14 protein-coding genes are annotated in these 11,357 nt (G+C 72.6%); 1 reads left to right on the top strand and 13 read right to left on the bottom strand.

Annotated features, from left to right (window positions below; genetic code table 11):
- Positions 1-17: 17 nt before the first annotated feature.
- The 13 genes from CYJ76_RS05015 to ffh all read right to left on the bottom strand — a co-directional run bounded on the left by CYJ76_RS05015 (position 18) and on the right by ffh (position 10,559).
- Entirely contained in the window at positions 18-323 is a 306-nt protein-coding gene (locus tag CYJ76_RS05015; protein WP_070705651.1) for a DUF2469 domain-containing protein, read from the bottom strand.
- Positions 324-1,082 carry a ribonuclease HII gene (locus CYJ76_RS05010; protein WP_238138153.1) on the bottom strand — a complete coding sequence of 253 codons (759 nt, stop codon included), beginning with the start codon at positions 1,080-1,082 and terminating at the stop codon, positions 324-326.
- A complete protein-coding gene (gene lepB, locus CYJ76_RS05005; protein WP_238138152.1) occupies positions 1,079-1,846 on the bottom strand; it encodes a signal peptidase I in 768 nt (255 codons plus the stop codon). Before lepB (CYJ76_RS05005) ends, CYJ76_RS05010 begins: the two co-directional genes overlap by 4 nt.
- Positions 1,843-2,457 (bottom strand): signal peptidase I, encoded by a 615-nt coding sequence (gene lepB, locus CYJ76_RS05000; protein ID WP_180802219.1) that lies wholly within the window; start codon positions 2,455-2,457, stop codon positions 1,843-1,845. Before lepB (CYJ76_RS05000) ends, lepB (CYJ76_RS05005) begins: the two co-directional genes overlap by 4 nt.
- 29 nt (positions 2,458-2,486) lie before the next feature.
- Positions 2,487-2,843, bottom strand: coding sequence for a 50S ribosomal protein L19 (rplS, locus tag CYJ76_RS04995; protein WP_070704691.1), 357 nt, complete (start codon positions 2,841-2,843; stop codon positions 2,487-2,489).
- Positions 2,844-2,990: 147 nt separating this feature from the next.
- Positions 2,991-4,487: an alanine/glycine:cation symporter family protein gene (locus CYJ76_RS04990; RefSeq protein ID WP_101849428.1), complete on the bottom strand. Its 1,497-nt coding sequence runs from the start codon at positions 4,485-4,487 to the stop codon at positions 2,991-2,993.
- 41 nt (positions 4,488-4,528) lie between these two features.
- Positions 4,529-5,296, bottom strand: coding sequence for a tRNA (guanosine(37)-N1)-methyltransferase TrmD (trmD, locus tag CYJ76_RS04985; protein ID WP_101849427.1), 768 nt, complete (start codon positions 5,294-5,296; stop codon positions 4,529-4,531).
- Positions 5,296-5,844: a ribosome maturation factor RimM gene (gene rimM, locus CYJ76_RS04980; protein ID WP_070704697.1), complete on the bottom strand. Its 549-nt coding sequence runs from the start codon at positions 5,842-5,844 to the stop codon at positions 5,296-5,298. Before rimM ends, trmD begins: the two co-directional genes overlap by 1 nt.
- Positions 5,845-5,999: 155 nt before the next feature.
- A complete protein-coding gene (locus CYJ76_RS04975; protein WP_070704700.1) occupies positions 6,000-6,242 on the bottom strand; it encodes an RNA-binding protein in 243 nt (80 codons plus the stop codon).
- Between the two features lie 2 nt (positions 6,243-6,244).
- A complete protein-coding gene (rpsP, locus tag CYJ76_RS04970) occupies positions 6,245-6,718 on the bottom strand; it encodes a 30S ribosomal protein S16 (RefSeq protein WP_101849426.1) in 474 nt (157 codons plus the stop codon).
- A 165-nt stretch (positions 6,719-6,883) separates the two neighbouring features.
- Positions 6,884-7,576 (bottom strand): GNAT family N-acetyltransferase, encoded by a 693-nt coding sequence (locus tag CYJ76_RS04965; RefSeq protein WP_101849425.1) that lies wholly within the window; start codon positions 7,574-7,576, stop codon positions 6,884-6,886.
- A gap of 7 nt (positions 7,577-7,583) precedes the next feature.
- Positions 7,584-8,684 carry an amidohydrolase family protein gene (locus CYJ76_RS04960; protein WP_101849424.1) on the bottom strand — a complete coding sequence of 367 codons (1,101 nt, stop codon included), beginning with the start codon at positions 8,682-8,684 and terminating at the stop codon, positions 7,584-7,586.
- Between the two features lie 81 nt (positions 8,685-8,765).
- Positions 8,766-10,559, bottom strand: coding sequence for a signal recognition particle protein (ffh, locus tag CYJ76_RS04955; protein ID WP_101849423.1), 1,794 nt, complete (start codon positions 10,557-10,559; stop codon positions 8,766-8,768).
- Positions 10,560-10,592: 33 nt separating this feature from the next.
- On the opposite strand from ffh, the gene deoD reads away from it, so the two are divergent.
- Positions 10,593-11,318: a purine-nucleoside phosphorylase gene (deoD, locus tag CYJ76_RS04950; RefSeq protein ID WP_101849422.1), complete on the top strand. Its 726-nt coding sequence runs from the start codon at positions 10,593-10,595 to the stop codon at positions 11,316-11,318.
- The last annotated feature ends 39 nt before the right edge of the window (positions 11,319-11,357 follow it).

Genomic DNA, 11,357 nt, shown 5'->3' with positions numbered 1-11,357 from the left:
GCGCCTGTGGGCGGCCCTCACTCGGGCAGCGTCAGCTCCTGCGGCGCGAGCTCCTCCACGTTGACGTCCTTGTAGGTCATGACCCGCACCCGGGAGACGAAGCGCGCCGGACGGTAGACGTCCCAGACCCAGGCGTCGGTGAGGTGCACGTCGAACCAGGTGTCGCCCGGCTCACCGGCCACCTGCACGTCCACCTCGTTGGCCAGGTAGAACCGGCGGTCGGTCTCCACCACGTAGGAGAAGAGCCCCACGACGTCCCGGTACTCCTTGTACAGGGCCAGCTCGGCATCGGCCTCGAAGCGGTCGAGATCCTCCTCGCTCACTCACACCTCCCGGTCGTCGGCCCACGGAAGGTCCTCCGTGGTGCTCGTCCCATCCTGCACCCCGAGCCGCCAGGAACGGCGGTGGTGGGTGCTCGGTCCGCGCCGCTCCAGCGCCTCGCGGTGGTCGGCCGCGGCGTAGCCCTTGTTGCGGGCCCACCCGTAGGGCCACATGCCCGGCTGCCGGGCCAGGCCGGCCATGAGGCCGTCGCGCTCCACCTTGGCCAGCACGCTGGCGGCGGCCACCGAGGAGCAGGTGCGGTCGGCCTTGGTCCGGGTCACCACCGGGGGCGTGGCCGACATCGCGCCGCCGACGCCCAGGCCGGCCAGGAGCCCGTCGGAGAGTGGGTCGGTGAGCCAGTCGTGCTTGCCGTCGAGCAGCACCACGTCCACCTCCACACCACAGGCCTCGAGGGCCCGCCGCCCGGCGGTGCGCAGCGCGCCCATGATCCCCCGGGCGTCCACCTCGGCCGCCGAGGCGTGCCCCACGCCCCGCGCCACACCCCATCGGAGCAGCTGCGGCACGAGTGCCTCCCGGCGGGCGGCGCTGAGGTCCTTGGAATCGCGCACCCCCACCGGCGCGGTGCCCACGGCGGCGTCCACGACGACCACGCCCACGCTCACCGGCCCGGCCAGTGCCCCCCGCCCCACCTCGTCCATGCCGGCCACGCGCACGGCGCCACCGCGCAGCAGCTCGCGCTCGACGCGCAGGCTGGGCGTGGTGACGCCGGTGCGGGGACGCCCTGGGGCGCCCGGGGTCACTTCGGGTCGGGCACGTCGGCGAAGACGTCCTTGCCCGGCAGGGTGCCCACGTGGTCGAACGGCCAGATGACGACGAAGGCGCCACCGGTCACGCGGTCCATCGGCACGGTGCCGTGGTAACGCGAGTCGCCGGAGTTGGAGCGGTGGTCACCCATGACCCACAGGTGGTCCTCGGGGACCTTCTCGTCGAACTCCACCAGGCTCGGCGGGTTGCCGGGGAACACGTACGGCTCGTCGATGCTCTTGCCGTTGACTTGCACGCGGCCCTCGGCGTCGCAGCACTGCACCCGGTCGCCCGGCAGCCCGATGACGCGCTTGATGAGGTACTCGTCGCCGTCGCCGGGCAGCACCCCGACGAACTGGCCGGCCTTGTGCAGCAGCGACTTGTCCTTGGGCGTGCTGCCGAGCCACTGGCCCGGGTCCTGGAAGACGACGACCTCGCCGCGCTCCACTGCGAAGGGGGTGGGGCTCAGCTTGTTCACCAGCAGGCGGTCGCCCTCCTGGAGCGTGTTCTCCATGGAGCCCGAGGGGATGAAGAAGGCCTGCACGAGGAAGGTCTTGATGAGGAAGGCGAAGAACAGGGCCAGCGCGGCCACCACCACGGTCTCCCGCAGCGCGCTGAGGAAGCCCCCGCGCTCCTTGACCGCTTCCCCCGGGGTCGCCGGGTCGGCCTCGAGGGAGGTGGACCCGGTGGCCGGCTGGTCGTCGGCGGCGTGGTTCGGCTCGTGCTGCTCGGGCGGCATCGACTGCTCCTCGGTGTTCACGGGGCCCACCGTACGCGGGCCACCAGTTCGTCAGACCGCACCACACCGCCCCCCGGCGCGGCCAGGTGGGTGCGTGAGTCCGCGGAGTGCACCGCATTGTCCCCCACCACCCACCACTCGTCCTCACCGAGCACCACGTCGAAGCGCTGGTCGAGCCCCTCCCCGCCCGGGCCGTGGGCGGGCACCGGGGTGCCGTTGCGCACCATCGCGCCGTCGGTGCAGCACGAGACGCGGTCGCCGGGGGCGCCGACCACGCGCTTGACCACGTGCAGCCGCTCCACCCCGGGCGCACGGTCGCCCCAGGCGGCCGTGGCGTCGACGACGACCACGTCGCCCACCGCGACCGCGTCCGACGCCGCCCCCCCGAGCCCGCCCACGACGGTGCCGACCACGAGGTCGCCCGCCGCGAGGCCCGGCTCCATCGAGGGCCCGTTCACCCGGTAGGTGCGCACCGAGGTGGCCAGCACGAGGGCGGCGACGAGGGCCAGGGCCAGCAGGGCCCACCCGGCCCGTCGCCACGGCGAGCCCCCGGGCCGGTTCCCCTCGGGGCCCCGGACACGCCGGAGCCGCCCTCGTCGCAGGGACGAGGACGGCTCGGGCAGGGCGCTCACGGCGACCGGAGGGACGGGTGCCCGCCGGATCAGGCCTTGACGTCCTCGCGCTTCTCGCGGATGCGGGCAGCCTTGCCGCGCAGGTCGCGCAGGTAGTACAGCTTGGCGCGACGCACGTCACCGCGGGTCAGCACCTCCACCTTCTCCACCACCGGGGAGTGCACCGGGAAGGTGCGCTCCACACCGATGCCGAAGGACACCTTGCGCACGGTGTAGGTCTCGCCCACGCCGCGGCCGTGACGACGGATCACGATGCCCTTGAAGACCTGGGTACGGGTGCGGTTGCCCTCGATGACCTTGACGTGCACGTTGATCGTGTCACCGGCGCGGAACTCCGGGATGTCGTCGCGGAGGCTGGCGGCGTCGACGAAGTCGAGCTTCTGCATGATGCGTGTCGCTTTCCGTGGCGTGCGCGCAGGTCACGGCCACTGGGTCACCACGGTCTCCCGTGGTCGCTACGTGGATTCGCCGAGCGTGGTGCCCGGAGCTTCTCCCCCCTGCGGCAGGGGCCTGTCGGGCCGGTCGGCAGCGGCTCAGTCTGCCACAGGTGCGGCAGTCCCGGCCAGTCCGTGCTCCCGCCGGTAGGCCTGCGCCTGGTCGTGGTCCATCGCGTCCTCCGGCTCCCAGCAGGTGACGCCCCGCCAGTTGCGCGGCAGCCGGTCGCTGGTGAGGGCCGGGTTACGACCCTCCGCCTCCTGCGCCCGGTAGTCCTGCAGGAGCCACCGCGCCTTGGGCAGCAGCACCAGCAGGGAGCCGATCGTCAGCAGGGCCAGCAGCGGGAAGAGGAAGTCCGCCAGCGACCACAGGAGCGTCGGCTCCACCAGGCAGCCCAGGAAGGTCAGGGCCACGAAGGCCAGCTTGAAGGCCGTCAGCAGGCCCTTGTTCCGCGTCAGGTACTGGACGTTGGACTCGCCGTAGTAGTAGTCCGCGAGCACCGAGGTGAAGGCCAGGGTGAACAGGATCACCGCCAGGGCGATCGCGCCCCACGTGCCCACCGCATCGACGATGGAGGCCGAGGCGAGCTCCGCGCCGGCCTCCTCACCACCGACGCGGGGGTTGGCGCTCAGCACGATGAACGCGGTGATGGTGCACACCACGAGCGTGTCCAGGTACACCCCGAGGGTCTGGGCGAAGCCCTGCTTCACCGGGTGCGACACCGAGGCCGAGGCGGCGGCGTGGCCGGTCAGACCCATCCCCGCCTCGTTGGAGAACATGGCGCGCTTCACGCCCTCCATCACCATGCCCATGAACGAGCCGGCGGTGATGGCCTGGACACCGAAGGCCTGCCCGAAGATCTGCCCGAAGACGCCCGGCACCTGGTCGAAGTTGACCACCACGATGGCCAGGCCCAGCAGCAGGTAGGCGCCGGCCATGAACGGCACCAGCCCCTCGGCGACGTGACCGATGCGGCGCACCCCGCCGAGCACCACCGCGGCGGTGAGCACCGCCACCACGCCGGCCACCGCCCAGTTCACCCACGCGGCGTCGGTGGGCACGGCCTCGTCGACGGCCACCCGGATGGTGTTGGCCTGCAGCATGTTGAACGAGATGCCGGCGCAGATCAGCACCATGACGGCGAACAGCACACCCATGATGCGGGAGCCGAGGGCCTTCTCGTAGACCACAGCACCACCACCGCGGTAGGCGTTGCCCTCCCGCACCTTGTACAGCTGGGCGATGCTGGACTCGACGAACGCCGTCGCGCCGCCGACCAGGGCGATCACCCACATCCAGAAGACGGCGCCGGCGCCACCCATGGCCACCGCCGCGGAGACCCCGGCGATGTTGGCGGTGCCGATGCGTCCGGCGGCCGAGATGGAGAACGCCGCCAGGGTGGAGACGCTGCGGTCCTCGCCGTTCTCGTCCTTCAACGGCGGGTCCAGCAGCGTGCGGAACATGGCCGGCAGCATCCGGACCTGCACCACACCGGTGACCACGGTGAACACGAGCCCGGCCAGCAGCACCATGGGGGTCATCGGCCCCCAGATCCACGCACCGGCCTCGCTCAACCATGACTCGACGGTCTCCATGCCGCTCCTCCCACTCCGGTCCCCGTCGGGGACCACGTCGTTCAGGTGGGGCCCAGCATGTCAGGTCGTCGGGCGGCGGTCCTGCTGACCCGCTGCTCGTGGCGCCAGGCGGCGATGCGGGCGTGGTTGCCCGAGAGCAGCACGTCCGGCACGTCGTGGCCGCGCCAGGAGGCCGGCTTGGTGAACACGGGGTACTCCAGCAGCCCGTCCTCGTGGGACTCCTCCACGAGCGACTCGGCGTTGCCGATGACGCCCGGCACGAGGCGTGCGATGGCCTCGGTCATGGCCAGCACGGCCACCTCGCCGCCGTTGAGCACGTAGTCGCCCAGGGAGAGGACGCGCAGGTCCACGCGCCGGGAGTACTCCAGCACCACGCGCTCGTCGATGCCCTCGTAGCGACCGCAGGCGAACACCAGCCAGTCGGCGCCGGCGAGCTCGCGGGCCACGGGCTGGGTGAAGCGGTCACCGCCGGGGCCGGGCACCACGAGCACCGGGGTGCGCGTGGGGTCGCTGGCCAGCACGTGGTCGAGTGCCTCCCCCCACGGCTCGGGCTTCATGACCATGCCGGCGCCGCCGCCGTAGGGAGTGGCGTCCACGGTGCGGTGGCGGTCGTGGGTGAAGGCGCGCAGGTCGTGGGTGTGCACCTCGAGCAGGCCGTCGCGCTGCGCCTTGCCGATGAGGCTGAGGTCCAGCGGAGCGAGGTACTCGGGGAAGATCGAGACGACGTCGATGCGCAGCGCGGCGCGCGAAGCCTCGGACGCGACCTCCTGCGGGGCGGCCGCGGTGAGCGGGGTGCGGGTGGCCGGCATCAGTCGAGCGGCTCCAGCAGACCGGCGGGCGCGGTGACCACCACGACGCCCTCCTCGAGGTCGACCTCGGGCACCAGCTCGGCCACGAACGGCACGAGCACCTCGTGCCCGGCGGTGGTGGTGAGCTCCAGCAGGTCCTGGGCCGGGCGCAGGTGGAGGCCCTTCACCGTGCCGAGCGGGGCGCCCTCGGCGTCGACGGCACGCAGGCCGCGCAGGTCCTCGGGGTAGAAGCCCTCGTCGTCGGGGTCGGCCTCCGCGGCGGCCACGAGCACCACGCCGCGCAGCCCCTCGGCACCGGTGCGGTCGGTGACCTCCTCGAAGCCGAGCAGGGTGACGCCCTGGTGCACCCGGCGCGAGGCCACGGTGAGGGGGCCCTCCTCGGCCGGCACGGTGGCGATGCGCTCCCCCACGGCGAACCGGACCTCCGGCTCGTCGGTGTGCAGCTGCACGGTCACCTCACCGCGCAGGGCGTGGGGCTTGCCGATGCGGGCCAGACGCACCATGCCCTCGGGGATGGTGCCGCGCTCGCGGTTGCTGTGCTGTGCCATGTCGTCCTCGGTGGGTCCGGCGCGGTGGGCTGGGTCGTGGTCGGGTGGTCCGGGGCCGGCACCCGGCGGTGCTCACGCCACAGGGTCCGGGCGCGCGCGTGGCCCGGTACCGCGAAGGTACCGGGCCACGCGTCACACGTCGGTGTGGTGCCGGGTCAGGGCCGGTCGGTGTCGACGATGTCGACCCGCACCTGGCGCCGCTCGCCGGCCAGTGCCTGGACCACGGTGCGCAGGGCACGCGCGGTCCGGCCGGAGCGACCGATCACCCGCCCCAGGTCGTCGGGGTGGACCCGGACCTGGAGGGTCTCGCCGCGTCGTCCCTCGACGGTCGTCACGTGGACGTCCTCGTCGTGGTCGACGATGCCGCGGACCAAGTGGTCGAGCGCCTCGGTGAGCACGATCAGGCCTCGTCGGCCTTGGTGTCCTCGGCGGGGGCCTCAGCGGCCTCCTCGGCCTTCGGCTCCTCGGCGGCGGGGGCCTCGGCGGCCTCCTCGGCCTTCTTCTTCTTGGGGGTGGGCGCGGTCGCCGGGGCGTTCTCCGCGTCCTTGAGCGCCTGCTCGAAGAGCTCCTGCTTGGAGGGCTTGGCCTCGCGGGTCTTCAGGGTGGCGGCGTCGCCCTCACCCTTGAACTTGGCCCAGTCGCCGGTGACCTTCAGCAGCGCCTCGACCTGCTCGGTCGGCTGCGCGCCGACGCCGAGCCAGTACTGCGCGCGCTCGGAGTCGATCTCGATGCGCGAGGGCTCCTCGGTCGGGTGGTACAGACCGATCTCCTCGATCGCGCGGCCATCGCGCTTCTGGCGCGAGTCCATGACGACGACGCGGTAGAACGGTGCACGGATCTTGCCCATGCGCTTCAGTCGGATCTTGACTGCCACGTGAGTGGAACTCCTGTTTCGAATCGGGTGGGGTCCGGGGGCCATCCGGTGGGGTCACGGTGACGCCCGACGCCCGGGACTTGCTCCGTGCCGGTGAGAGGGTCCGGCACACAGCGAGTACCGGCCAATGATGCCAGACGCCTCCGCGCCCGCCCAACCCGGGCCTCACCGGCGCGGCGCCCACTCCTCCACCGTGAGGCCGTGGGCCACGTGGTCGCGCCAGGCCTCGGCCCCGTCCGGGCCCGGGACGTACAGCATCCGTTCCACCAGGCCCTCGCGCCGGAAGCCCACCTTCTGCAGCACCCGCAGGCTGGCCGCGTTGTCCGGCTGCACGTTGGCCTCCACCCGGTGCAGGCCGAAACCGCCAGTGGGGCCGCCACCGGGTCCCGGGTCCGGGGCCACCGGGGTGAACGCGAGGTCCACCACCAGCCGCAGCGCCCGGGTGAACAGCCCCGTCCCCGCCCAGGGGTCGAGGGCGTCGTAGCCCAGGGCGGCGCTCTGGAAGCGGCCCCGCACCGTGTTCATGACGTTGACCCGGGCCACGATGCCGTGGAGCGGTCGACCGTCCGGCGCGCAGCCCGGCCGGTCGGTCCCGGGCCACCTCCCCTGCCCGGCCAGGTCCTCGGCGGCCTGCTGCGGGTCGCGCAGGCGCACCAGCACCATCCGCTGGGACTCCCCCTGGGCCGCCAGGCGCGCCCGGAAGTCGCCGGGCACCACCGGGTTGAACCGGCCGACGCGTGCGGCCGAGGCGTCCCCGGCCACCGTGTACTCCGCCTCGTCCTGCGGCACGAGCGTGGCGGCCACGAGCTCGCCATCGGTGGCCACCAGGCGGTGGGTGGGCGTGTGCGACGGCAGCACGGGAGGCTCAGCCACCGTGGCGCACGCCCCGCAGCACCACGTGGGCCGGCGCGGCCAGGGCGCGCACGTCGCGCCGCGGGTCGTCGGTGTACACCACCACGTCGGCGCTCGCTCCCTCGGTGAGGCCCTCGTGGCCCAGCCACTCGCGGGCCTCCCAGGTGGCGGCACCGATGGCCTCGGTGGGGGTCATGCCCACCTGCAGCATCGCCTCCACCTCGCGGGCGATGAGGCCGTGCGGCAGCTGGCCCCCGGCATCGGTGCCGGCGTAGATGCGCACCCCGGCCTCCCGGGCCAGGCCGACGGTCTCGAAGCGGCGCGCGTAGAGGTCGCGCATGTGCGCGGCGTACGCGGGGAACTTGGCCTGCCCGGCCTCGGCGAAGGCGGGGAAGTTCTCGATGTTCACCAGCGTGGGCACGATGGCGATGTCCTGCTCGGCGAAGATCCGCACCGTCTCCTCGGTGAGCCCGGTGGCGTGCTCGATGCAGTCCGTGCCCGCGGCGGCGAAGTCCAGCAGCGACTGCTCGGCGAAGCAGTGCGCCGTCACTCGCGCGCCCTCCTCGTGGGCGGCGGCGATCGCCTCGGTGAGCACCTCCACCGGCCACAGGGGGCGCAGGTCGCCTACCTCGCGGTCGATCCAGTCGCCCACGAGCTTCACCCAGCCGTCACCGGCCCGCGCCTCGGCCCGCACGTACTCCACGAGCTGGTCGGGCTCGATCTCGTGGGCGAAGTTGCGGATGTAGCGCTTGGGCCGGGCGATGTGGCGGCCGGCACGCACCAGGCGGGGCAGGTCCTCGCGGTCGTGGATCCAGGAGGTGTCCACCGGCGACCCGGCATCGCGCAGCAGCAGGGCCCCGGCCTCGCGGTCGGTGACGGCGTGCTCCTCGGCACGCTCGGGCGTCACTCCCCCCTCGGCCTCCAGGCCCACGTGGCAGTGGGCGTCCACGAGGCCAGGCAGCACGTAGCCCTCGAGGCGCTCGACCTCCAGCGAGGCCGGGGGCCGCTCGAAGGTGAGGTGGCCGTCGACCACCCACGCCTCGGGGTGCACCTCCTCGGGGCCGCAGATGACCTGGCCGGTGAGGTGGAGGACGGGCTGCGCGGGGGCACTCATGGGCTCACCGTACGCCGTGACGCCCCGCGGTGCGGGGGGGGCGTCACGAGGTGGGGGGGGCCGACGCGGTGGGGCGGGCGGTCAGCCCTTGCCGTGGCCCCCGCCGCCGAGGAACTTCTCGAAGCCCTTGGGCAGCTGCAGGTCACCCAGGCCCTGGTCGCCCTGACCCGTGCCCGTCGCCTCCTTGCCGGAGTCCTTGCCGGACCCGTGCCCCTCGGCCAGGGCCCCCAGACCGCCGCCGTGGCCACCGGCCACGGCGCCGAGCCCGCCGAAGGCCGACTTCTTCTGCGGCGCGGCCTCCTCGGCCCCGCCGCCGCCGAACATCTCGTCGAGACGGCGCTGCTGGGCCTCCTCGGCCTTGCGAGCGGCCGCGGCCTCCTGCTGGGCGCGCTTGGCGGGGTTGCCGGACTTGGCCTTGGAGCGCTGGTTCTTGCCCTTCGCACCCTTCTTGCCCTTGCCGCCGGCACCACCCGGCATCGAGCCCATGCCGGGCATGCCCCCCATCCCCGGCATGCCGGGCATCCCGCCGCCCTTCTTGAACTGCTTCATCATCTTCTGGGCGGCGGTGAAGCGCTCGATGAGCTGGTTCACCTCGGAGACGGTCACGCCCGAACCCTTGGCGATGCGGGCGCGGCGCGAGCCGTTGATCTGCTTGGGGTGCGAGCGCTCGAAGGGCGTCATGGACTGCACCATGGCCTCCACCCGGTCGAACTCGCGCTCGTCGAGGGCCTCGATCTGGGCCCGCATCTGGCCCATGCCCGGCATCATGCCCAGCAACTGCTTGAGATTGCCCATCTTCTTGATGGCGGCCATCTGCTGCAGGAAGTCGTCGAAGGTGAAGTCCTCGTCGGACATGAACTTCCGCGACATCTCCGCGGCCTGCGAGCGGTCGAAGGCGCGCTCGGCCTGCTCGATGAGGGTGAGCACGTCACCCATGTCGAGGATGCGGGAGGCCATGCGGTCGGGGTGGAAGACCTCGAAGTCCTTGGTCTGCTCACCGGTGGAGGCGAACATGACCGGCTTGCCGGTGACCGAGGCCACCGAGAGGGCGGCACCACCGCGCGCGTCACCATCGAGCTTGGAGAGCACCACACCGGTGAAGTCGACGCCCTTGTCGAAGGCCATGGCGGTGTCGATGGCGGCCTGTCCGATCATCGCGTCGATGACGAACAGCACCTCCTCGGGGTTCACCGCGGCGCGGATGTCCGCGGCCTGCTGCATGAGCTCCTCGTCCACCGCCAGACGGCCGGCGGTGTCGATGATGACCACGTCGTGCTGGCGGGCCTGACCCTGGGCCACACCGCGGCGGGCCACCTCCACCGGGTCACCGAAGGAGCGCGTGCCCTCACCGCTCTCCAGCGCGGCGTCGTGGCCGTAGACGTTGCCCTTCTCCGGGGCGTACACCGGCACACCGGCGCGCTCACCGACGATCTCCAGCTGGTTCACCGCGTTGGGGCGCTGCAGGTCACAGGCCACCAGCAGCGGGGTGTGCCCCTGGTCCTTGAGCCACTTGCCGAGCTTGCCGGCCAGGGTGGTCTTACCGGAACCCTGCAGACCGGCGAGCATGATCACCGTCGGCGGGCGCTTGGCGAAGCGGATGGTGCGCGTCTCGCCACCGAGGATGTCGACGAGCTCCTCGTTGACGATCTTCACGACCTGCTGGGCCGGGTTGAGCGCCTCGGAGACCTCCGCACCGGTGGCCCGCTCCCGGATCACCTTGGTGAACTGCTTCACCACCGGCAGGGCGACGTCGGCGTCCAGGAGCGCGAGGCGGATGTCGCGGACCGTCGCGTTGACGTCGGACTCGGTGAGCTTGCCCTTGCGCTTCAGGTTGCCGAAGGTGTGGGTCAGGCGGTCGGAGAGGCTGTTGAACACCCGGTGGATTCTACGTGCTGCAAGAATCCGCCCATGCCGACTCCCCACATCTCCGCCGGACCCGACGACTTCGCCCCCGCCGTGCTCATGCCCGGCGACCCCCGCCGCGCCGAGCGCATCGCCCACGCCCTCATGCCCGACGCCCGCCTGGTCACCGACGTGCGCGGCATGCTCGGCTTCACCGGCACCGTCGAGGTGGACGGCGTGGCCCACCCGCTCTCGGTGATGGGCTCGGGCATGGGCCAGCCGAGCGCGACCATCTACGCCACCGAGCTGTTCCGCGAGTACGGGGTGCAGCGCATCATCCGCGTGGGCACCTGCGGCGGCATCGCCGAGGGCGTGCAGGTGGGCGACGTCATCATCGGCACCGGGGCGCACACCGACTCGTCCATGAACCAGGCGCGCGTGCCGGGCATCAACTTCTCCGCCGTGGCCGACCTGGAGCTGGCCGCGGCCGCCTGGGGCGCGCGGGAGAAGGTGACCGAGGGCACCGTGCACGCCGGCCCCGTCGTGAGCCGCGACCACTTCTACTGGGCGGTGCCGGGGATGGTGGACGGCCTGCGCGCCCACGGGACCCTCGGTGTGGAGATGGAGGCCGCGGCGCTCTACGGCGTGGCCAACGAGTTCGGGCGGCAGGCGCTGGCGGTGCTCACGGTGAGCGACCACCTCGTGGACGGCTCGGCGGACATGAGCGCACAGGAGCGCGAGACCCGCTTCGGCGGGGCGCTCGCCCTGGCGCTGGCCGCCGCCACCTGCTGAGGGGGCCGGGTGAGACCGGCACCGGTGCCGGTCTCAGCA

The organism is Kytococcus schroeteri, assembly GCF_002847825.1.
Lineage (GTDB): Bacteria > Actinomycetota > Actinomycetes > Actinomycetales > Dermatophilaceae > Kytococcus > Kytococcus schroeteri.
Note: the sequence above shows the minus strand (reverse complement) of the source record. Positions and strands in the feature narration are given on the sequence as shown.